Annotated in this window: 22 protein-coding genes; 5 read left to right on the top strand and 17 right to left on the bottom strand. The window is 73.6% G+C overall.

The window, feature by feature from the left end; all coding sequences use genetic code 11:
• Positions 1-440 precede the first annotated feature (440 nt).
• Positions 441-1,256, top strand: a complete 816-nt coding sequence (locus ACQKM2_RS38600) for a hypothetical protein (RefSeq protein WP_042800715.1) — start codon at positions 441-443, stop codon at positions 1,254-1,256.
• A gap of 159 nt (positions 1,257-1,415) precedes the next feature.
• On the top strand, positions 1,416-1,829 hold the full coding sequence (locus tag ACQKM2_RS38595; RefSeq protein ID WP_427718325.1) for a hypothetical protein: 414 nt from the start codon (positions 1,416-1,418) through the stop codon (positions 1,827-1,829).
• A 13-nt stretch (positions 1,830-1,842) separates the two neighbouring features.
• Here the strand turns inward: ACQKM2_RS38595 and der are convergent, their stop codons facing one another.
• From der to ACQKM2_RS38570, 5 genes are all read right to left on the bottom strand, one after another.
• Positions 1,843-3,306: a ribosome biogenesis GTPase Der gene (der, locus tag ACQKM2_RS38590; protein WP_427718323.1), complete on the bottom strand. Its 1,464-nt coding sequence runs from the start codon at positions 3,304-3,306 to the stop codon at positions 1,843-1,845.
• 76 nt (positions 3,307-3,382) lie between these two features.
• Positions 3,383-4,066 (bottom strand): lysophospholipid acyltransferase family protein, encoded by a 684-nt coding sequence (locus tag ACQKM2_RS38585; protein WP_427718320.1) that lies wholly within the window; start codon positions 4,064-4,066, stop codon positions 3,383-3,385.
• A complete protein-coding gene (gene cmk / locus ACQKM2_RS38580; RefSeq protein WP_427718317.1) occupies positions 4,027-4,728 on the bottom strand; it encodes a (d)CMP kinase in 702 nt (233 codons plus the stop codon). Before cmk ends, ACQKM2_RS38585 begins: the two co-directional genes overlap by 40 nt.
• Before the next feature lie 134 nt (positions 4,729-4,862).
• A complete protein-coding gene (locus tag ACQKM2_RS38575) occupies positions 4,863-5,951 on the bottom strand; it encodes a prephenate dehydrogenase (RefSeq protein ID WP_427718314.1) in 1,089 nt (362 codons plus the stop codon).
• Positions 5,952-6,081: 130 nt separating this feature from the next.
• The gene (locus tag ACQKM2_RS38570; RefSeq protein WP_427718311.1) at positions 6,082-6,552 is read right to left on the bottom strand and encodes a YidB family protein; all 471 of its coding nucleotides are present in this window, start codon (positions 6,550-6,552) and stop codon (positions 6,082-6,084) included.
• A 144-nt stretch (positions 6,553-6,696) separates the two neighbouring features.
• Between ACQKM2_RS38570 and ACQKM2_RS38565 the strand changes: the two genes are divergently transcribed.
• The 3 genes from ACQKM2_RS38565 (at position 6,697) to ACQKM2_RS38555 (ending at position 8,291) form a co-directional block, all read left to right on the top strand.
• Positions 6,697-7,032, top strand: coding sequence for a DUF952 domain-containing protein (locus ACQKM2_RS38565; protein ID WP_427718309.1), 336 nt, complete (start codon positions 6,697-6,699; stop codon positions 7,030-7,032).
• A gap of 85 nt (positions 7,033-7,117) precedes the next feature.
• Positions 7,118-7,582: a Rieske (2Fe-2S) protein gene (locus ACQKM2_RS38560; protein WP_427718307.1), complete on the top strand. Its 465-nt coding sequence runs from the start codon at positions 7,118-7,120 to the stop codon at positions 7,580-7,582.
• 28 nt (positions 7,583-7,610) lie between these two features.
• Positions 7,611-8,291, top strand: coding sequence for a nucleotidyltransferase domain-containing protein (locus ACQKM2_RS38555; protein WP_427718304.1), 681 nt, complete (start codon positions 7,611-7,613; stop codon positions 8,289-8,291).
• On the opposite strand, the gene ACQKM2_RS38550 is transcribed toward ACQKM2_RS38555, so the two are convergent.
• The 12 genes from ACQKM2_RS38550 to ACQKM2_RS38495 form a co-directional block, all read right to left on the bottom strand.
• Positions 8,288-9,049: a nucleotidyltransferase domain-containing protein gene (locus ACQKM2_RS38550; protein ID WP_427718302.1), complete on the bottom strand. Its 762-nt coding sequence runs from the start codon at positions 9,047-9,049 to the stop codon at positions 8,288-8,290. The two genes, ACQKM2_RS38555 and ACQKM2_RS38550, sit on opposite strands and share 4 nt — an antisense overlap.
• A gap of 3 nt (positions 9,050-9,052) precedes the next feature.
• Positions 9,053-10,069: an ADP-ribosylglycohydrolase family protein gene (locus ACQKM2_RS38545; RefSeq protein ID WP_427718299.1), complete on the bottom strand. Its 1,017-nt coding sequence runs from the start codon at positions 10,067-10,069 to the stop codon at positions 9,053-9,055.
• The gene (locus ACQKM2_RS38540; protein WP_427718328.1) at positions 10,066-10,824 is read right to left on the bottom strand and encodes an NUDIX hydrolase; all 759 of its coding nucleotides are present in this window, start codon (positions 10,822-10,824) and stop codon (positions 10,066-10,068) included. The genes ACQKM2_RS38545 and ACQKM2_RS38540 overlap by 4 nt, the downstream gene beginning before the upstream one ends.
• The gene (locus tag ACQKM2_RS38535; RefSeq protein ID WP_427718297.1) at positions 10,788-11,876 is read right to left on the bottom strand and encodes an AAA family ATPase; all 1,089 of its coding nucleotides are present in this window, start codon (positions 11,874-11,876) and stop codon (positions 10,788-10,790) included. The genes ACQKM2_RS38540 and ACQKM2_RS38535 overlap by 37 nt, the downstream gene beginning before the upstream one ends.
• Entirely contained in the window at positions 11,873-12,481 is a 609-nt protein-coding gene (pnuC, locus tag ACQKM2_RS38530; protein ID WP_427718295.1) for a nicotinamide riboside transporter PnuC, read from the bottom strand. The genes ACQKM2_RS38535 and pnuC overlap by 4 nt, the downstream gene beginning before the upstream one ends.
• Positions 12,482-12,632: 151 nt before the next feature.
• The gene (locus tag ACQKM2_RS38525) at positions 12,633-13,952 is read right to left on the bottom strand and encodes a pseudouridine synthase (protein WP_427718292.1); all 1,320 of its coding nucleotides are present in this window, start codon (positions 13,950-13,952) and stop codon (positions 12,633-12,635) included.
• Positions 13,952-14,584 carry an SMC-Scp complex subunit ScpB gene (scpB, locus tag ACQKM2_RS38520; protein ID WP_427718290.1) on the bottom strand — a complete coding sequence of 211 codons (633 nt, stop codon included), beginning with the start codon at positions 14,582-14,584 and terminating at the stop codon, positions 13,952-13,954. Before scpB ends, ACQKM2_RS38525 begins: the two co-directional genes overlap by 1 nt.
• Positions 14,581-15,534, bottom strand: coding sequence for a segregation and condensation protein A (locus tag ACQKM2_RS38515; RefSeq protein ID WP_427718288.1), 954 nt, complete (start codon positions 15,532-15,534; stop codon positions 14,581-14,583). The genes scpB and ACQKM2_RS38515 overlap by 4 nt, the downstream gene beginning before the upstream one ends.
• A gap of 113 nt (positions 15,535-15,647) precedes the next feature.
• Positions 15,648-16,160 (bottom strand): hypothetical protein, encoded by a 513-nt coding sequence (locus ACQKM2_RS38510; RefSeq protein ID WP_427718285.1) that lies wholly within the window; start codon positions 16,158-16,160, stop codon positions 15,648-15,650.
• The gene (locus ACQKM2_RS38505) at positions 16,145-17,305 is read right to left on the bottom strand and encodes a ParA family protein (RefSeq protein WP_125604141.1); all 1,161 of its coding nucleotides are present in this window, start codon (positions 17,303-17,305) and stop codon (positions 16,145-16,147) included. Before ACQKM2_RS38505 ends, ACQKM2_RS38510 begins: the two co-directional genes overlap by 16 nt.
• A gap of 326 nt (positions 17,306-17,631) precedes the next feature.
• On the bottom strand, positions 17,632-18,747 hold the full coding sequence (gene ald, locus ACQKM2_RS38500; protein WP_362466291.1) for an alanine dehydrogenase: 1,116 nt from the start codon (positions 18,745-18,747) through the stop codon (positions 17,632-17,634).
• A 151-nt stretch (positions 18,748-18,898) separates the two neighbouring features.
• Positions 18,899-20,917, bottom strand: coding sequence for a tetratricopeptide repeat protein (locus tag ACQKM2_RS38495; protein WP_427718280.1), 2,019 nt, complete (start codon positions 20,915-20,917; stop codon positions 18,899-18,901).
• Positions 20,918-21,346 lie beyond the last annotated feature (429 nt).

Below are 21,346 nucleotides of genomic sequence, written 5' to 3'. Positions count from 1 at the left end.
GCGCCCCCGGGGGCCCCGGGGGGGGGCGGGGGGGGGGCGGCGGCCGCGCCGCCGCCCGACGGGAGAACGAGCACCAGCGCGGCGACCGCCGCGGCCACCACGGCGGCCGCCGCCCTCCGCGTACACAGATCGGGCATCGGCACACGCTACGGAGCCTCCGCCACCGCCCCCGCCCCGCCACGCGGCACTCCTCGGCGCCCCACCCGGACGGCTGAGGTGCCGGACGACCCGCACACCCCCGAGGCGTTCGAAAAGCGGCTCCAACTGCGCACGAAGGGACAACAGTTGGCATGAACGAGAAGCCGCAGTCGGACGGTTCACTCTTCCGGGTGGCCGGTTCGATTCCGTTCCCTCAAACGGCGTGACCCCGGCCACCGCCGCGCCGTTGATCCCGGCGAGCCGGGAACCCCCCGGCCTCCGCACGAATGAGGAGCCACCCCGTGCCGCGCATGCTCGACGTCAGTGATGAGGTACGTGCCGAGATCGGTGACGAAGAAGCCGACAGGCTGCTCACCGGCGACGACGCCCCGGGCAGTTACGACTGCACCTCCTGCCGCACCCCCGGCGACCCGGAGACGGTCCGCACCAGCACCGTGCTGTTCGTCGGCGAGGAGACCGCCGTCCTCGCCTTCGCCCACGCCGACTGCATCCCCTCCCAGGTCGTCCCCGTCTCCGAGGAGCAGCTGCAGGGCGCGGTGCGCAGCATCACCGGCGACAGCCCGGCCCCCGCCCCGGAGCAGGCCGGCGGCGAGTCCCCGCAGTCGGTCCCCGGCGGCCAGGCCGTCCTCGGCATCACCAGCGGCCTCGTCCTGATCGCCGGGGAGCTGCACCCCGCGCTGGTCGTCGAGCCGACCGCGCCGATCGCCCGCCCCGGCACCACCGGTCCCGGCGACGACTTCCTCCCCCTCCTCATCGAGCAGGGCTTCATCCCGGTCACCGACACCAACGAGGTCCCCTCCCCCCTCGCCGGCTGGTCGGTCCTGCTGGCCGCCGGCCAGCTGCACGCCGTGCTCCAGCCCGGCACCGACGGGGGACCCCAGGTGGCCTGGTGGCAGGCCCACCAGGCGCTGGGCGTCACCGACGGCTGGCGGGCCGCCGTCAACAAGACCCAGCGCGTGCTCATCTACGCCGCCCCGGTCGGCTCCATCGGCCAGCAGCCGCGCGAGGACCTGCTCCGCGACGCCCTGGACAAGGCCGCGAGCAACGGCAAGCTGGTCGGCGCCTCGATGCCGCTGGCCGGTACGCCGGGCGCCTGAGCCCCACCCCTCCCCGCCGAAACGGCCGTCCGGTCCCCTGCCGAGAGGGCCGGACGGCATGCGCCGGGGGTGCGCGGTCCGTCCCGCGCACCCCCGGCGATCTGCGTTTTCCGCCCCGTCACCCCGCATCCGCAGGGCGCCGGTTTCGTTGGCTGATACGTGCATTCATACGACCCCTCCCGCGCCCCGTTCCGTGCGAGCAGCGCCTCGCACACCCCGATCTACGACAGCCTGTACTCGGAGTACCTGCGCGCCTTCCGGGCGCTGCCGGGCGACCGTACGGGCGAGGAGGACCTCGGCTTCACCGCCTTCTCGTACGGCACCGGGTACGGCGGAACCCCGTACGGCGGCGGCACGGGCACCTCGTACGGCAGCGGCGGCGGTACCGGCTGGAACGGTTCCGCGTGGCAGCAGGCCGACGGCTGGCAGCCCTCGTACGTCCCGCAGCAGGTGGTCCAGCCGCTGTACTCGTACGCGGGCACCGGCTCCGGATACGGCGGCGGGCGGCAGCACCAGACCGGGATGCAGCACATCCCGGCGGCCCTGCCGCCCGCTCCGCGCCGGGGCTACTGACCCCGGACCGCCGCTACTTCTTCTTCTTGTACTGCGCGCCGCGCTTCTCGCGCACCCGCACCGAGATGTGCAGCGGGGTGCCCTCGAAGCCGAACTCCTCGCGCAGGCGGCGCTCAATGAAGCGCCGGTAGCCGTGCTCCAGGAAGCCGGAGGCGAAGAGGACGAACCGCGGCGGCTTGCTGCCCGCCTGGGTACCGAACAGGATGCGGGGCTGCTTGCCGCCGCGGATCGGGTGCGGGTGGGCCGCGACGATCTCGCCGAGGAAGGCGTTCAGCCGGCCGGTCGGGACGCGCGTCTCCCAGCCCGCGAGGGCCGCCTCGATCGCCGGGACCAGCTTCTCCATGTGGCGGCCGGTCTTCGCCGAGACGTTGACGCGGGGCGCCCAGGAGACCTGCTGCATCTCGGTCTCGATCTCGCGCTCGAGGTAGTAGCGGCGCTCCTCGTCCAGCTCGTCCCACTTGTTGTAGGCGATGACGATCGCGCGGCCGGCCTCGACGGCCATGGTGATGATGCGCTGGTCCTGGACGCTGATGTTCTCGGTGGTGTCGATCAGGATGACCGCCACCTCCGCCTTCTCCACGGCGGCGGCCGTGCGCAGCGAGGCGTAGTAGTCGGCGCCCTGCTGGAGGTGGACCTTCTTGCGGATGCCCGCGGTGTCCACGAACTTCCAGGTGACGCCGCCGAGCTCGATCAGCTCGTCGACCGGGTCGCGGGTGGTGCCGGCCAGCTCGTTGACGACGACGCGGTCCTCGCGGGCGACCTTGTTCAGCAGGGAGGACTTGCCTACGTTCGGGCGGCCGATGAGGGCGATCCGGCGCGGTCCGCCGATGGCGGCGCCGCCGAAGGTCTGCGCGGGGGCCTCGGGCAGGACCTCCAGGACGGCGTCCAGCATGTCGCCCGTGCCGCGGCCGTGCAGCGAGGAGACCGGGTACGGCATGCCCAGGCCCAGGGACCACAGGTAGGCCGCGTCGGCCTCGCCGCTCTGGCCGTCGACCTTGTTGGCGCACAGGACGACGGGCTTGCCGGCCCGGCGCAGCAGCTTGACGACGGCCTCGTCGCTGTCGGTGGCGCCGACCTTGGCGTCCACGACGAAGACGACCGCGTCGGCGGTCTCGATGGCGTACTCGGCCTGGGCGGCGACGGAGGCGTCGATGCCGAGGACGTCCTGCTCCCAGCCGCCGGTGTCGACGACCTTGAAGCGGCGGCCGGCCCACTCGGCCTCGTACGTGACGCGGTCGCGGGTGACGCCCGGCTTGTCCTCGACGACGGCCTCGCGGCGGCCGATGATGCGGTTCACCAGGGTCGACTTGCCCACGTTCGGGCGGCCGACGACGGCGAGGACGGGGAGCGGGCCGTGACCGGCCTCCTCGATCGCGCCTTCGACGTCTTCGAGGTCGAAGCCTTCCTCCGCGGCGAGCTCCATGAACTCCGCGTACTCGGCGTCGCCAAGTGCTCCGTGGTCGTGCTGGTCGTTCATGAAGTCCGTTCCTCGTCGTTCGTGGTGATCGGTGGCGCCCGCGCAGCGCGGTTCCACTACTGGTTTCAAGTCTCGCTCAGCGCCCGGTGAGGCGCTTGGCGTCGGCCAGGTGGGCGGTCAGCCGTCCCTGGATGCGTGCGGTGGCCTCGTCCAGCGCGGTGCGCGTACGACGGCCCGTGCCGTCGCCGGCGTCGAAGGCCGAGCCGAAGACCACGTCGACCCGGCTGCGCAGCGGCGGCAGGCCCTTGACCAGCCGGCCCTTGGCCTCGGTGCTGCCCAGGACGGCGACGGGGACGACCGGGGCGCCGCTGCGGACGGCGAAGTAGGCGAGCCCGGCGCGCAGGGACGCGAAGTCTCCCTCGCCCCGGGTGCCCTCGGGGAATATCCCCAGGGCGCCGCCGTTCTCCAGGACGCCGAGGGCGCGGGAGATCGCGGTCCGGTCGGTGCCGCCGCGGTCCACCTTGACCTGCCCGATCCCTTCCAGGAAGGGGCCGAGCGGGCCGACGTACGCCTCCTTCTTGATCAGGAAGTGCAGCGGCCTCGGCGCGGTGCCCATGACCATGGGTCCGTCGATGTTGTGCGCGTGGTTCACGGCCAGGATGACGGGGCCGGAGGCGGGCACCTTCCAGGCGCCCAGCACGCGCGGCTTCCACAGCCCGTACATGAGGCCGATGCCGATGCGCCTGCCGACCGCCGCACCCCTGGGGGAGGGCGTACCGCTCACTTGGCGCGCCGCTCTTCGACCAGGGTCACGACGCATTCGATGACCTGGTCGAGGGTGAGCTCGGTGGTGTCGACCTCGACCGCGTCGCCGGCCTTGGCCAGCGGGGAGGTCTTGCGGCCGGAGTCGGCGGCGTCCCGCTTGATCAGGGCTTCCCTGGTGGCCGCGAGGTCGGCGGCCTCCTTGCCGCGCAGCTCGCCGCTGCGGCGGGCGGCGCGGGCCTCGGCCGAGGCCGTCAGGAAGATCTTGAGGTCGGCGTCGGGCAGGACGGTGGTGCCGATGTCCCGGCCCTCGACGACGATCCCGTCGGCCTCCTCGGCCGCCTCGGCGGCGATGGAGCGCTGGAGGTCGGTGATCAGGGTGCGCACCTCGGGGACGGCGCTGACCGCGCTGACCTTGGAGGTGACCTCCTGGGTGCGGATCGGGCCGGAGGCGTCCAGGCCGTCCACCGTGATGGTGGGGGCGGCCGGGTCCGTGCCGGAGACGATGGCCGGCTTGCCGGCGGCGAGGGCGATCGCCTGCGGGTCGTCGGTGTCGACGCCGTTGGTGATCATCCACCAGGTGATGGCCCGGTACTGGGCACCGGTGTCCAGGTAGCGCAGCCCGAGCTTGGCGGCCACGGCCTTGGAGGTGCTGGACTTGCCCGTGCCGGAGGGACCGTCGATGGCGACGATCACGGCGGACGGAGCGGCGGTTTCCACGGTGCGGGCACCTTCCTGGTTGCGCGTACGTGTGCGGGCGCGCCAAAAGCGCCCCCGCACCAGGTTACCGGCCCCGGGCGCCCGCCGTTCCCGGCCGGTCGTCCCCGGCGGCGGGGACCCGCCGCCGGGGACGGCTACTGCTGCCGCAGCGCCCAGCCCCGCTCGCGGAGCTCGGCGGTCAGGGAGGCGACCGCCCGGGGCTCCACCATGAGCTGGACCAGACCGGCCTGCTGGCCGGTGGCGTGCTCGATCCGCACGTCCTCGATGTTGACCCCGGCACGGCCGGCGTCCGCGAAGATCCGCGCCAGCTCGCCGGGCTTGTCGCTGATGAACACGCCCACGGTCTCGTACGCCGTCGGCGCCGCGCCGTGCTTGCCGGGGACCCGGACCCGGCCGGCGTTGCCGCGCTTGAGGACGTCCTCGATGCCTGCCGCGCCGCCCTTGCGCTCGGTCTCGTCGGCGGACTGGAGGCCGCGCAGCGCCTCGACGGTCTCCGCCAGGTCGGCGGCGATGCCCGCGAGGACGTCGGCCACCGGTCCCGGGTTGGCCGAGAGGATCTCCACCCACATCCGGGGGTCGGAGGCCGCGATGCGGGTCACGTCGCGGATGCCCTGCCCGCACAGCCGGACGGCCGTCTCGTCGGCCTCCTCCAGGCGGGCGGCCACCATGCTGGAGACCAGCTGCGGGGTGTGGGAGACGAGGGCCACCGCCCGGTCGTGGGCGTCGGCGTCCATCACGACGGGGACGGCCCGGCACAGTGCGACGAGTTCCAGGGCGAGGTTGAGGACCTCGTGGTCGGTCTCCCGGGTCGGGGTCAGCACCCAGGGCCGGCCCTCGAACAGGTCGGCCGTCGCGGCCAGCGGGCCGGAGCGCTCCTTGCCGGCCATGGGGTGGGTGCCGATGTAGGCGGAGGTGTCGGCGCCCAGCGCGGCGAGCTCCCGGCGCGGGCCGCCCTTGACGCTGGCCACGTCCACGTAGGCGCGGGCCAGTCCGCGCCCGATGGCGTCGGCCAGGGCGGCTGCGACGTGGGCCGGCGGTACGGCGACGATCGCCAGGTCCACCTGGCCCTCGGGGGCGTCGTCGGTGCCGGCGCCCAGCGCGGCGGCCGTGCGGGCCTGCGCCGGGTCGTGGTCGACGAGGTGGACGCTGATGCCCCGGGCGGTCAGGGCGAGCGCCGCGGAGGTGCCGATCAGTCCGGTTCCGATGACGACGGCGGTTCTCACGGGGTGCTCCAAGGGTGATCGCGTAACGACGGGCCGGGCCTGACTCAGGGTAGCCACTCGGTACCGCGGAAGGACCCGGCGGTCCGCCCTGTGGACGGGGCCGGGTCCTCACGGACGATCTCGCCGGCGGTCAGAGGTTCTGCTGCCGGATGATGTCCTCCAGCGACTGGGTCGGCACCTGGCCGCCCGGGGTCAGCTTGTCGACGACCTGCGGGAGGGCCTGCGCCAGCTGGTCGGCGGCCTCGTCGGGGCTGACGCCCGCCTGCTGCGCGGCCTGCTGGAGGGCGTCGTCCGGCAGCGCCTCCTTGATCTGGGTGCCGCTCACGGGCTGGTTCTCGCCGGTGCCGATCCAGGACTGCGCCTGGTCGGCGAGTCCGGACTTGGTCAGCATGTCCAGCAGCCCGCCGAGGGGGTTGTTCGCCCCGGCGCCCTGGGCGCCTGCGGCCTGGGCGCCTCCGGGGCCGCCGCCGCCCAGCAGGGCGCCGAGCAGCGCGCCGAGGATGTTGCCCGCGCCGCCGGGCGCCGCGCCGCCGCCGGCACTGCCGCCCTGCCCGCCGCCGAGGAGTCCGCCGAGGAGTGAACCGAGGTCGTTTCCCGCCATGGTCCTTTTTGCCTTTCGAAGGGGGACCGGGCGCACGCGCGTCAGCGGCGGGCCCGGCTTCGAGACACGGACAATGTCACCCGGATCACCCCGTACCGCCACTTGGCGCACGGCCGTCCGGCGCGGTGCGGTAGAACCACCGGCATGATCTTCCACATCGTTCCGCTCGCCGACTGGAGCGCCGCTCCCGGCTCCCCGTACGCCCCCGCCTCGCTGGCCTCCGAGGGCTTCGTGCACTGTTCGGCGGACCGGCCCACCGTGCTGGCCATCGCGGACTCCCACTACCGCGGGGTGCCCGGGGTCCTGCTCGCCGTGGAGCTGGACGAGGCCGCCCTGACGGCGGAGGTCCGCCGGACGGGGCCCGGGGACCCGTACCCCCACGTCCACGGACCGCTGAACCGCGACGCCGTGTCCCGCGTGTGGGAGGTCGTACGCACTCCGGGCGGCCCGGCGGACCTGGTCCCCCGGCTCCCGGAGTGAGACAGCCGGTGTGGCGGGCTTCTCCTGGGGCCCGCCGCACGCCAGGATGCACCTCGCATCCCGGCCATCCAGCAAGGAGCCCCGCATGACCGACTCGAACACCGCCCGGCGCACCGTACTGGCGGCCGGAGCCGCCGTCCTGGCGGGCGGCACCCTCGCCGCCTGCGGGTCCGACACGGAGAAGCCCGACACCGGCGCCGGCAACGCGTCCGCCCCTCAGACGGGCGCCTCCCCGGGTGCCTCGGCGCCGGGCGCGGTCGCGGAGCCGCTGGTGAAGGCCTCCGCGGTACCGGTCGGCGGCGGCACCGTCATCAAGGAGCAGAAGGTGGTGGTCACCCAGCCGACGGCCGGCTCCTTCCGCTGCTTCACGGCCGTCTGCCCGCACCAGGGCTGCCTGGTGGACAAGGTCGAGAACGGCACGATCGACTGCCCCTGCCACGGCAGCAAGTTCAAGGTCGCCGACGGGGCCGTGGCCCACGGGCCGGCGGTCAAGCCGCTCGCGGAGAAGAAGATCACCGTGTCGCCGGAGGGGGAAATCTCGCTCGCCTAGCGGGCGCCGCCCCGCCTACCCTCCCGGGATGGACGACCTCACCCTGGTCCGGGACCACACGATCTACGCCTGCGTGATGGGCTCCCGCGCCTTCGGGCTGGCCACGGAGGCGAGCGACACCGACCGGCGCGGTGTCTACCTCGCCCCCACGCCGCTCTTCTGGCGGTTCGAGAAGCCCCCGACCCACGTCGAGGGGCCCCGGGAGGAGGAGTTCTCCTGGGAGCTGGAGCGCTTCTGCGAGCTGGCCCTGCGCGCCAACCCGAACATCCTGGAGTGCCTGCACTCGCCGCTGGTGGAGCGGCTCACCCCGGTGGGCGGGGAACTGCTGTCCCTGCGCGCCGCCTTCCTCTCCCGCCGGGCCCACACCACCTTCAGCCGGTACGCGGTCTCCCAGCACAAGAAGCTCCTCGCGGACGTCCGCGTCCACGGCGCCCCTCGCTGGAAGCACGCCATGCACCTGCTGCGCCTGCTGGTGTCCTGCCGCGACCTGCTGCGCACGGGCCGCCTGACGATCGACGCGGGCGAGGACCGCGAGCGGTTCCTCGCGGTCAAGCGGGGCGAGGCGGGCTGGGACGAGGTCGACGCCTGGATGACCCGCCTCGCCGAGGAGGCCGAGGCGGCCCTCTCCACCAGCCCGCTGCCCGTCGGCCCGGACGAGGCCCGCGTGGCGGACTTCCTCCACCGCACCCGCCGCGCCTCGGCCCTCTAGGTCGGGGTCCCGGTGCGGTGGCGTACGACGAACTCGTCGAGCTCCTCGTACGCGCTCACGTACTCCGGCAGCGCCGTGCGGGCCTGCGCCGCGTCCAGCACCGCGTGCAGCGCGGCGAAGTCCCGCCCGACCGCGTCGGCCTCGGGCCCCTCGTACCCGCCGTGCTCCGCGGCCGTCTTGGCCTCGATCAGCCCGGTCAGGTACGCCGGGGCCTCCGGCACCTCGTCGAGCAGCGTCGGCAGATGGGCCTGCACCTCGGCGGAGCGCATCAGGTGGATGCCGGTCAGCAGCGCGCGGAAGGCGTAGAGCAGGGGTTTCAGCTCGGCCGTCTTCTCGAAGAGCCGCCACTGGGTGTTGGCGAAGCCCCGGTAGTGGTGCGCGTGGTGGCCGGTGAGCACGCCGGGGACCAGCGAGGCCAGCTCGGCGTGCGCCTCGGTCGTGTGCACCACCAGCGGGGACAGCAGCTGCTCCAGCACGTAGCCGTTGCGGCGCAGCATCAGGCGGACGAACTTGCGCAGGTCGTGCGTGACGAGGTCCAGTTCGACCCCGTCGTCCTCCCACATCCGGGTGCGGGTCTCCTCGGGGTCGCGCAGGCCGAGCAGGGCGCGCGGCGGCAGCAGGTGGGCGCCGCGCAGGTCGATGTCGGAGTCCCGGGAGGGGAAGCCGTACAGGTGGGCCCCGGAGACGGTGGCGAAGAGCAGCGGGTCGGGCTGCTCCGCGACGACGGGGGCGAGGTCGATGGCCATGGCGTCCAGCACGGGTCACGCGTCCCAGAGGGCGCCGAAGGCGAGGAGTTCCTCGCGGTACTCGATGCGGCCCTCCCAGTCGCGGGGCCAGACGTCGGCGCCGAGGTGGGCTCCGGCGAAGGCGCCGGCCAGGCAGGCGATCGAGTCGGAGTCGCCAGCGGTGCAGGCGGCGCGGCGCAGGGCGAGGAGGGGTTCGTCCGGGAAGAGCAGGAAGCACTGGAGGGCGGTGGCCAGGGCTTCTTCGGCGATCCAGCCCTGGCCGGTGGTCAGGCAGGGGTCGGTCTCCGGGGAGGGGGTGCGCAGGGCGGCGGCGAGCCGGTCCAGGACGCCCAGGCACTCGTCCCAGCCGCGGGCGATGAACGATTCGGGCGAGGCGTCGGAGGCGGTGCGCATCCAGAGGTCGCCGAGCCAGCGCTCGTGGTAGCGGGTGCGGTTCTCCAGGGCGTACGAGCGCAGCAGCCCGACCAGCCCGGTGACCTCGGTGCCCTGCGCGAGGAGGTGTACGGCGCGGGCGGTCAGGTCGGAGGCGGCGAGCGCGGTGGGGTGGCCGTGGGTGAGGGCCGACTGGAGCTGGGCGGCGCCGGCCCGCTCCTCGTCGGTCCAGCCGGGGACGAGGCCCACGGGGGCCACGCGCATGTTGGCGCCGCAGCCCTTGGAGCCGACCTGGCTGGCGTCCCGCCATTCGCGCTGCGGGTCCTTGAGCAGGGCGCAGGCGCGCAGGCAGGTGTTGCCGGGGGCGCGGTTGTTCTCCGGGGACTGGTACCAGTCGACGAACTCCTCGCGGACCGGCCGGGCCAGCCGGAGCGGGCCGACCGGTCCCCGCCCGGCGGCGGTCCGTATGCCGCGCGCCAGGGCCAGGGTCATCTGGGTGTCGTCGGTGACGATCGCGGGGCGGGGCAGCGCCATCTGACGCCACGGCCCCGTCTTGGCGAGGATCGACGGGACGTCGTTGAACTCGGTCGGGAAGCCGAGGGCGTCGCCGAGGGCCAGGCCTACGAGGGCGCCCGTAGCGGCACGCTTGGTGGCGGTCACAGGGTGGGTCCTTCCGAGGGGCGGAGCAGGGGCGGGTGGAGGGCGGTCGCCGGGCCGGCCCGGTACAGCGCGGCGGGTTTGCCGCGGCCGCCGGTCAGCCGGGCGGCGCCGGGCACGGCCTGGACGAAGCCGGGCGTGGCGAGCACCTTGCGGCGGAAGTTGGGGCGGTCCAGGGAGGTGTCCCAGACGGTCTCGTAGACGGCCTGGAGCTCGCCGAGGGTGAACTCGGGCGGGCAGAAGGCGGTGGCGAGGCAGGTGTACTCCAGCTTGGAGCCCACCCGCTGCCGGGCGTCCGCGAGGATCAGCCCGTGGTCGAAGGCGAGTTCCGCGGCCTCGCCGACCGGCATCCACCGGGCCCGGTCGGCGTCGCCGCCGCCTTCCGCGGCCGGTTCGGGCATGTCGGGGACGAGGGCGGTGAAGGCGACCGACACGACCCGCATGCGGGGGTCCCGGTCCGGTTCGCTGTAGGTGCGCAGCTGTTCCAGGTGCAGGGCGGTGACCAGGGCGGGCGGCAGGCCGGTCTCCTCGGCGAGCTCCCGGCGGGCGGCCGTCTCGGCGGACTCCCGGGGCAGGACGAAGCCGCCGGGGAGCGCCCAGGCGCCCGCGTACGGTTCCTGGCCGCGCCGGATCAGCAGGACGTGCAGGGTGCCGCCGCGGACGGTGAGGACGGCGAGGTCGACGGTCACCGCGAAGGGCTCGAAGGCGTACGGGTCGTAGTTCACCGGCGCTCCGGGAGGGGCGCCGCGAACTGCCAGCCTTCGTGGAGCAGGCCGTCGACCGCCGCCACGGCCGCGTCGAGCCGGGTCCGCCGGTCCCCGCCCACGGTCAGGAAACGTCTGCCGGTGCGGGTGAGTTGCCGGCGGAAGCGGGCGGTCATCCAGGGTCTGAGCTCGGGCCCGTCGCGCAGTCCGTCGTCCTCGAAGGGCACTCCTTCGTGGTCGGTGAGCAGGTACAGGTCGCGGGGGCGGCGGGCGGCGATCCTCTCGACCTCCGCGTTGCGGCCGCCGAGGTAGCGCTCGTGCCAGATGCCGGTGGCGAAGGAGTCGGTGTCGCAGAAGAGCACGGGCGAGCCGAGCCGGGCGGCCCGCTCCTCCGCCTCGTCCTGGCGGCGGGCGATCACCGGGAACTCCCGCGACGTGAAGGTCATGTCCTCCCAGGAGGCCGCCGGGTCGACGGCGCGGGCCGCGGCGAGCTTCTCCTCGCTGTACTGCCGGCCGTACTCGGCGACCCAGCCGGTCTTCGCCCACACCCCGCCGCGGCGGCGGTAGTGCGCGGCGAGCTCCCGCGAGAGGGTGGTGGTGCCGGTGGACTCGGCGCCCAGGACGACGATCCTCCGGGTCAGCGCGGCCCGTACGCCGGGCCCGAGGAACTCCCAGTGGGCGGCGGGGTCCTCGCGCACGGCGGTCCCGGACACCGGGAACAGGGTGCGCGCCGGGTCCACGCAGACCTCCTCGGCGCCGAAGCGGCGGGCGAGTTCGGTCCCGTACTCCTCGGAGGTGAAGACGGCGTCCACGCGCCGGCCGACCGCGCCCCGGAAGATCGCCATGTGCGCCTCCCAGATGCCGGGGTCGTGCAGGTCGACGGGGACGTCGTCGACCGCGCCGACCACCTCCGCGCCGGGGTGTTCCTCGCGCATCCAGGCGACCCGGTCGGCGAGCGGCACGGATTCGACGGAGGCGGCGCAGACCAGCACGGTCAGCCGTTCGCACTGGTCCTGGGCGGTGCGCACCAGGTGGTGGTGGCCGGCGTGGGGCGGGTAGAACTTGCCGAGCACCAGCCCGTGGCCGTAGCGCTTGCCGCCGCTCATGCCGTCGCCTCCAGGGCCGTACGGGCGCCGCGTGCCGGGAGCGTGCGGTGCCAGCCGACGAGGCCGGCCACGCACAGGGCGAGGAAGCCCGCGTAGAGGACCGAGGTCAGGTACAGCCCCTTGTACGCGTACAGCGGGATGTAGACGAGGTCGGCGGCGATCCACAGCCACCAGGACTCCAGGAGCTTGCGGCACTGCCCGTAGGTGGCCATGAGGGAGAGCCCGGTGGTGAGGGCGTCCCAGAAGGGGACGGTGGAGTCGCTGACCCGGTCGAGCAGCAGGGTGAGGGCGGCGGTCCCCACCGCCCCCGCCACCAGCAGCCAGGCCCATTCGGTGCGCGTGGTGCGGCGCACCGGCAGGGCTCCGGCGGTTCCTGGTCCACCCCCGTGGGTCCAGGACCACCAGCCGTAGGCGGCGAGGGCGATGAAGACGATCTGGAGCCCGGCGTCGGCGTAGAGGCCCGCCCGGGTGAACAGCACGATGAAGAAGAGGTTGTTGGCGATCCCGACCGGCCAGTTGGCGGTGTGCTGCCGGGCCACCAGCCAGACGCACACGGCGCCCGTCGCGAAGCCGAGGATCTCGGTCCAGCTCGTGTTCCAGCCCATACGGCCCACCCGCTCCCTTTAATAGTCACCCTGACTATAAACACGGACGGCGGCCCCGGGCAAGGCACCGCACGGGGGGCAGCGGCCCCGGAGAACGCGGAAGCCCGCAGTGCCTGGGGCACTGCGGGCTTCGACGGAGCGGGGGCGCGGACTACAGACCGACCTCGCGCATGAGCATGCCGACCTCGGTGTTGGTCAGGCGGCGCAGCCAGCCGGACTTCTGGTCGCCCAGCTCGATCGGGCCGAACGCGGTCCGCACGAGCTTGTCGACGGGGAAGCCCGCCTCGGACAGCATGCGGCGGACGATGTGCTTGCGGCCCTCGTGGAGGGTCACCTCGACCAGGTAGTTCTTGCCGACCTGGTCGACGACGCGGAAGTTGTCGGCGCGGGCGTACCCGTCCTCCAGCTCGATGCCTTCCTTGAGGCGCTTGCCGATGTCGCGCGGCAGCGAGCCGGTGATCGCCGCCACGTAGGTCTTCTGCACGCCGTACTTGGGGTGCGTGAGGCGGTGGGCCAGCTCACCGTGGTTGGTGAGGAGGATGATGCCCTCGGTCTCGGTGTCGAGCCGGCCGACGTGGAAGAGGCGGGTCTCGCGGTTGGTGACGTAGTCGCCCAGGCACTGGCGGCCGTCCGGGTCCTCCATGGTGGAGACGACGCCGGCGGGCTTGTTCAGCGCGAAGAACAGGAAGGACTGGGTGGCGACCGTCAGGCCGTCCACCTTGATCTCGTCCTTCGGCTGGACGCGCTTGCCCTGCTCGGTCACGATCTCGCCGTTGACCTCGACGCGGGCCTGCTCGATCAGCTCCTCGCAGGCGCGGCGCGAGCCCATGCCGGCCCGTGCCAGCACCTTCTGCAGGCGCTCGCCCTCCAGCTCGGCGCCGGGGAAGGTCTTCGGGGTCTTGATCACCGGCTTGTCGGCGTACCGGTCGCGCACGCGCTCCTCGATCCGCGCGTCCAGCTCGCGGGGGCGCGACTGGCCGCTGCGGCTGCCCGGACCGCTGCGCGGGCCGCCCGCGCCGCCGATGCCGGGGGTGCGGGAGGGAGTGCGGGGACCGCCCTTGGCCCCGCCGCGCGCCGCCGCGCCACGGGCACCGCCGCCACCGGCGCGGGGGCCGCTGCGACCGCTGCGCTCGCCCTCGGGGCCGACGTCGTAGCGGCGCTCCTCGGGGCGCGGGTTGCGGGGGCGCTGGGGCGCCTGGTCCCGGTCGCGGTCCCGGGAGCCGCCGGGGCCGCCGGAGGAACCGCCCCGGTAGCCGCCGCCGGAGCCGCCGGAGGAACCACCCCGGTAGCCGCCACCGCCGGAGCCGCCGGACGAGCCGCCCCGGTAGCCGCCGCCCGAGCCGCTGCCGGAGCTGCCGCGGTAGCCGCCACCGCCGCCGGAGCCGCCGCCGCGGGCGTTACCGCGCCCGCCGCCGCCGCTGCCGCCGCTGTTCCTGTTGCCGCCACCGTTGCCGTTGCCGCTGCTTCGCATCAAAGTTCCGTCGTCTTGTCGTCGTCTACGTCAGTGTCCGGTGCGTCCGGATCGAACGACGGCACACCTTCTTGCGTCTCGGCTTCGATCGCGTCCGCCTCGGGAAGGAAGGGCGCGAGCTCCGGGAGCTCGTCCAGGCCGCGCAGGCCCATCCGCTCCAGAAAGTAGTTCGTCGTCCTGTACAGGATCGCACCTGTTTCGGGTTCCGTGCCCGCCTCGGCCACCAGACCCCGCTGGAGCAGGGTCCGCATGACCCCGTCGCAGTTCACCCCGCGGACCGCCGAGACCCGCGAACGGCTCACCGGCTGGCGGTACGCGACCACCGCCAGGGTCTCCAGGGCCGCCTGGGTGAGCCGGGCCTGCTGCCCGTCCAGGACGAAGGCCTCCACGGCCGCCGCGTACTCGGGCCGGGTGTAGAACCGCCAGCCCCCGGCGACCAGCCGCAGCTCGAAGCCGCGCCGCTGGGCGGTGTACTCGTCGGCGAGCTCCGCGAGGGCGTCCGCCACCTCGCGCGGGGTGCGGTCCAGCACCTTCGCGAGGTGCTCGGCGGTCGCGGGCTCGTCCACGACCATCAGCACGGCCTCCAGCGCACCCTTCAGCTGCAGCCGCTCCCGGTCCCGCACCCCGGTCATTCCGCCACCTCCACGACTCGGTCGAACTCGTCCGTCACCCTCGGCGTCCCGTCGCCGTCCCCGCCGCACCAGCGCACGGTGAGCCCGAGCAGGGCCTCGGGCTGGTCCAGGGCCACCGCCTTCTCCCGGTACAGCTCCAGCAGCGCCAGGAACCGGGCGACGACGGTGAGGGTGTCCGGGGCGTCCTCGGTGAGCTCCTGGAACGTCGCCTCGCCGCGCGCCTTGAGCATGCGCACGACGTGCCCGGCCTGCTCCCGCACGCTGACGAGGGGGGCGTGGATGTGGTCCACGTACACCTGCGGCGCGGCCTTGGGCTGCATGGCCCGCACCGCGATGCGGGCGAGGCCGTCGGCGCCGATGCCGATCACCACCTCGGGCAGCAGGTCGGCGTGGTGCGGCTCCAGCCCCACGGTCCGGGGGTAGCGCTTGCCCTCCGCCTCGGCGCGGTCCTGGAAGATCGCGGCGATCTGCTTGTACGCCTTGTACTGGAGCAGTCGCGCGAACAGCAGGTCCCGCGCCTCCAGCAGGGCGAGGTCGGCCTCGTCCTCGACCTCGGCGGCGGGCAGCAGGCGGGCGGCCTTGAGGTCGAGCAGGGTGGCGGCGACCACGAGGAACTCGGTGGTCTGGTCGAGGTCCCAGTCGGGGCCCATGGCGCGGATGTGCGCCATGAACTCGTCGGTGACCTTGGAGAGGGCGACCTCGGTGACGTCGAGCTTGTGCCGGGAGATCAGCTGGAGCAGGAGGTCGAAGGGCCCCTCGAAGTTGTCGAGCCGCAACGTGAACCGCCCAGGCGGGGCGTCAGGGGCCCGGGGGGCCTCCCCGGCCCCCCGGTCGCCCCCGACCGGTTCGCGGGCCGCAGCGGGCGCCCCAGCGGCCTCCTGGGCCACCCCTGGGCCTCGGCCCAGGCTCCGGCGGGCCGGGCGGGGGGTGGCGTCTTCGTTCGGGGGCATCGCGGTCCAGGGTGGTACGGGTTCCGGCCGAGCGGCCGCCGTCGCAGCCTAGGCCCTGGCCGGGCGGAAGCACGCCTGCCGCCGCGCGGGGCGCTCCCCGGCCCGCCCTTCCCTCAGCGGCCCCGGAGCCGGCGGACCAGGATGCTCGCGTCGCCGCGCGACTCCAGGTCGGCCAGGACCACCGCGACCGCCTCCCGCACGATGCGGCCCCGGTCGACCGCGAGCCCGTGCTCCCCGCGGAGCACCAGGCGGGCGTGCTCCAGGTCCATGAGCTCCTCCGCGGAGACGTAGACCGTGATCTTCTCGTCGTGCCGCTCGCGCCCGCTCGGCCGCCGGTTCGCGCCCCGGCTCTGGCCCTTGCCCTGCCGGGGGCCGGCGCTGGCAGAACCTTCCTGCGGCCTGCGCTGCGCGCCCACCGAACCCGCCCCGGGCTCCGCGGCCTCCCGGCCCCGGGTCTCCCCCGTGGCCCGCGTCGTGCCGTCCACCGGTGCTGCCGCGTGCTCCGCTCCCGTGCCGCCGCCCGGCGCCTCCTCGGCGCCCCGCCGCGGCGAGGACGACTGGAGGGCCATCCCCCCGGTCGTGCGGAACAGTTCGTCGGCTCCGGGCAGACTCACTCGGCGGGACACCGGGCGAGCACCTCCCTGGCCAGCTGGCGGTAGGCGGCGGCGCCGACGGAGTTGGACGCGTACGTGGTGATCGGCTCGCCGGCGACCGTGGTCTCCGGGAAGCGCACCGTCCGGCCGATGACCGTGTGGTAGACGTGGTCGTCGAAGGCCTCGACCACGCGCGCGAGCACCTCGCGGCTGTGCACCGTGCGGGAGTCGTACATCGTGGCGAGGATGCCGTCGAGCTCCAGCTCGGGGTTGAGCCGCTCCTGGACCTTCTCGATGGTCTCCGTCAGCAGCGCGACACCGCGCAGCGCGAAGAACTCGCATTCCAGCGGGACGATGACCTTGTGAGCCGCCGTCAGGGCGTTCACCGTCAGCAGGCCGAGCGAGGGCTGACAGTCGATCACGATGTAGTCGTAGTCGGCCATCAGGGGCTTCAGCGCCCGCTGGAGCGTGGACTCGCGCGCGACCTCGCTCACCAACTGCACTTCGGCGGCGGACAGGTCGATGTTGCTCGGCAGCAGGTCCATGTTGGGGACCGCGGTCTTGAGCAGCACCTCGTCGGCCGACATGCCCCGCTCCATGAGCAGGTTGTAGACCGTCAGGTCGAGTTCCATCGGGTTCACGCCGAGGCCCACGGACAGCGCGCCCTGCGGGTCGAAGTCGACGAGCAGCACGCGGCGCCCGTACTCGGCGAGCGCGGCACCCAGGTTGATGGTCGACGTGGTCTTGCCCACGCCGCCCTTCTGGTTGCACATCGCGATGATCTTCGCCGGACCGTGGTCGGTCAGCGGACCCGGGATCGGGAAGTACGGCAGCGGCCGTCCGGTCGGGCCGATCCGCTCGCGGCGCTGGCGGGCAGCGTCGGGGGCGAGGGTGGCCGCGTACTCGGGGTCGGGCTCGTACTCCGCGTCGGGGTCGTAGAAGTGCCCCTCGGGCACCTGGTCGTAGTCGGCGAAACCAATGGGCGTATCGCCACCGTGGTCGCCGGCCGTGGAGTTCACGTCTAGGCCGTCCATGCTCTTTTGGGGCGTCGTCATGTGCTGGTGGTTTGCGAAGGTGCGGACCGCGACGGAGCCGACAGCTTCGAGCCCGGCAGGACCCTGTCCCCGCTCAGGCGTCCCTGCTCGACCACCTCCAGGAGCAAATGTCGACTCATTCACAAGTCGTCTTACCTCCTCGGACGTGACCAGGACACTTATCGATAGGTCAGCGTTGCACCATGCCGACGGTTGGCGACTCTATGGCGTGTCACCGCCCAGCGGCAACACAATCCGCCGGACCCGGCACGATGTGTCGGCAACCGAACACCACTCTGTCAAGGGCGTGCGCGCTGTCACTGCGAAGTTTCGCGGGTGTGCGAAAGGGTTAAAGGGTTACGTTCGAGGCGAGTTGAGCGGGCTCCACGGGCCTGCCGCAAACGCGTCCGGCCGGACCTTGCGGGCAAGGTCCGGCCGGATACGTGAGATTGACGTCAGTCGTTGACGGTTCAGCCGAGCAGCGTGCTCAGCTCAAGGGTCTCCAGGCCGTGGGCCTCGGCGACCGGGCCGTAAACGACCTTGCCGTCATGGGTGTTGAGGCCCAGGGCCAGCGCCGGGTCACGGCGCAGCGCCTCGACCCAGCCGAGGTTCGCGAGCTGCACGATGTACGGCAGGGTCGCGTTCGTCAGGGCGTAGGTGGAGGTGTTCGGAACCGCGCCCGGCATGTTGGCGACGCAGTAGAAGACCGAGTTGTGGACCTGGAAGGTCGGCTCGGCGTGGGTGGTCGGACGGGAGTCCTCGAAGCAGCCGCCCTGGTCGATCGCAATGTCGACAAGGACACTTCCGGGCTTCATCTTGGCGACGAGCTCGTTGGTGACCAGCTTCGGGGCCTTCGCACCCGGGATCAGCACGGCGCCGATGACGAGGTCGGCCTCGACGACGGCCTTCTCCAGCTCGTAGGCGTTGGAGACGATCGTCTTGATCTTCGTGCCGAAGATCTTGTCGGCCTCGCGGAGCTTGTTGATGTCGCGGTCGAGCAGGGTCACGTGGAAGCCCATGCCGATGGCGATCTGCGCCGCGTTCCAGCCGGAGACGCCGCCGCCGATGACCACGCACTCGCCGGCGTGGGTGCCGGGGACACCGCCGGGGAGGACGCCGCGGCCGCCGGCCGAGCGCATCAGGTGGTAGGCGCCGACCTGCGGGGCCAGGCGGCCCGCGACCTCGGACATCGGGGCGAGCAGCGGGAGCGCGCGGTTGGCGAGCTCGACCGTCTCGTAGGCGATGGCGGTGGTGCCGGACTCCAGCAGGGCGTCCGTGCACTCGCGGGAGGCCGCGAGGTGCAGGTAGGTGAAGAGGGTCTGGTCCTTGCGGAGGCGGTGGTACTCCTCCGCGATGGGCTCCTTGACCTTCAGCAGCAGGTCCGCGGTCGCCCAGACCTCGTCGGCGGTGCCGAGGATCTCGGCACCGGCGGCGACGTACTCGGCGTCCGTGATCGAGGAGCCGACACCGGCGTTCTGCTCGATGAAGACCTGGTGGCCGTTGCGGACCAGCTCATGCACGCCGGCGGGCGTGATGGCGACCCGGAACTCGTTGTTCTTGACCTCGCGGGGGATGCCGACCTTCATCGTCGATCACGGTCCTTGGCTCAGGGGATATTACGGGGCACTTCCATACATACCCGCCCACAAGAACGCGCAACGGGATGCACCACTGATGTCGTGGTGAAGCCAGTCTAATGAAGGATTAGTCGCTGTCTAGCCTTGCAAACCAATAATTTCAGTCGGACACACTACGGATTTCGCAGGCTGCGGGGTCGTCTCCCAGCAATCTGTCCGCCGCCGAACGGTGCAGCCTGGCCGCCGCCGGGTCGCCCAGACGGTCCAGCGTGTCGGCCAGCCGGACCTGGAGCGCGGCCTGAAGGCGCTGGTCCCCCGCCCGGCGCGCCAGCTCGATGGCCTCGCGGCAGGTGTGCAGGGATTCCTCGGGCCGGCCGGCGTACTCCTGGACCCGCGCCATCTCGCTCAACGCCTTTGCCTGGCCCGGGACATCGGCCAGCCGGCGGTAGCCCGCGGCGGCCGCCCGCCAGCTGCGCAGGGCCTCCCCGTAGCGGCCCGCGTAGGTGTGCACGTTGCCGAGCCGGCCGTAGAGCCTGGCCTCGTCCACGCGCTCCCCGCGCGCCAGGGCGTGGGCCAGGGCGCGGCCGAACCAGTCGGAGGCCCGGGGCCAGTCCGCCAGCTCCTGGTACGCCCCGCCTACGGATTCCATCGCGCGGCCCGTCGCGTACGGGTCCTTCGCGGCCTTCCCGGCGCCCAGCGCGGCCCGGTACCGCTCCAGGGCCTCATGGGTCCGGCCGGTCTCGGCGTCCAGGTCGGCCAGGTTCAGCAGGGCGGCGGCCCGCTCCCGGTGCAGGCCGCGCCGCTCGGCCACGTCCAGGACGAGCCGGTGCAGCCCGTACAGCTCGGGGGCGGCCGCGTCGGTGCCCCGGTGCCCGGCCAGCGCCCGGACCAGGGCGGAGACCAGCCTGCGGGCCAGGGTGTCCAGCCCGCCGTCCGCCACGGCCAGGTGCGCGGAGGCCGTCAGCGCGGGCAGCCGGGTGTCGAGCCAGGTGGCGGCCGCCCGGCGGTCGGGGAAGCGCAGGGCCCGGGGCGTCCCGTCCAGGTGCTCGCGCAGCAGCCCGTCGTCGTCCTCGTCGGTGTCGGCCATGGCCCGGCAGGAGGTGAGCAGCCGTACGGTCCGCTCCAGCATCCGGGCCCGCGCCAGCTGCACCTCGGCGGGGCGCTCCTTGGTCTCCAGCAGGGCCTGCAGGAGGGGCGCGAGGCAGCCGGGGAGCAGGAAGAGGCCGTCCGGGGCGTGCCGTACGAGGCCCAGCGCGGCGAAGTCCTCCAGGGTGGACTGGGCCGCGGCCACCGAGCAGCCGGCCAGGGCCGAGGCGGTGTGCGAGTCGAGGTATCCGGCGGGGGCGAGCGGCAGCAGGTGCAGGGTGCGGCGGGCCGGCTGCGGCAGGGACTCGTACACCAGCCGGAAGGCCCGGCCCAGCGGGCCGGTGGTGCCGGGGGGCATCTCGTGGAGCTGCTTGGCGAGGTCGGCGACCGCGGCCTTGGGGTGGGCGGCGAGCCAGCCCCCGGCCAGGGTGAGCGCCGCGGGCAGCCCCCCGCACTCCTCGGCGAGGGCCTCGGCGGCCCGGGGGTCGACGGCGACGCGGGTGTCGCCGATGATCCGGGCGAGCAGGCCCACGCCGGAGGTGGGGTCGAGGCCGCCGAGGGTGCAGGGGCGGACGTCGGGGATGCCGGTGAGCGGGCCCTCGGCGGTGACCACGACCAGGCACTCGGGGGTGTCCGGGAGCAGGGCGTCCACCTGCTGCGGGTCGGCGGCGTCGTCGACGAGCAGGATCGCCCGGCGGTTCTTGAGGGCCTCCCGCAGGGCGGCGCTGAGGTCGTCCTCGCCGGCCCCCGGCGGGGTGCGCTCCCCGAGCCCCTCCAGCAGGGTCCGGACGGCCCGCTCGGTGGCGACGGTCTCCCCTCCGGGCTCGGTGAGCCGGACCCGGAGCAGGCCGTCGGGGTACTGGGGGCCGACCTCGCGCACGAACGCCTCCGCGAGCGCGGTCCGCCCGGACCCGGGCCGCCCGGCGACGAGCAGCACCCGCGCGCGGGGCGCCTTCGCCTTGCGGCCCGAGAGGGTGTCGAGCCCGGTCCGCGCGATGTCCTCGCGCAGCTCCTTGAGCTCACGCCGCCGCCCGACGAAATCCGCCACGGATCCGCTCCTCTCCCTGCCTTCGGGTTGCTGAGCGTAGTTCACGCAGAGCGACGGGCCGTGGGGAGCGCGGCCCGTAGATCGCCCGATCGGATCAGCCGATCTCCCTATTTCTTCACGCGCCGCACCCCTTCTCAACGCGCCGCTCGCGCGGCTCGGCCGCGGGCGGCCTCCCCGGCTTCGCGCCGCTGCGCCGGCCTCCGGCCGTCCCCTCCTTGACGCGGTCCTCGCACCGCTCAGCGCCGGGGCGCTTCCCGGGCTTCGGGCCCGCTGCGCCGGACTCCGTCCGTCGGGGCCGGGGCGGGGCCGGTTCCCGTGGCCTGGGCCGGTGGGTCGGGTGCGGGTGGGTGGGCCGCTGCGCGGGGCCGTCCCCTACCCGCCCTTCCACCGTTCCCAGGGGCTCCGCCCCTGACCCCGTACGGGCACTTCGCGCCCGTCGCCTCAAACGCCGGCGAGGCTATAGATAGCCTCGCC

This window comes from Streptomyces sp. NPDC004126 (assembly GCF_050275515.1).
Lineage (GTDB): Bacteria > Actinomycetota > Actinomycetes > Streptomycetales > Streptomycetaceae > Streptomyces.
Note: the sequence above shows the minus strand (reverse complement) of the source record. Positions and strands in the feature narration are given on the sequence as shown.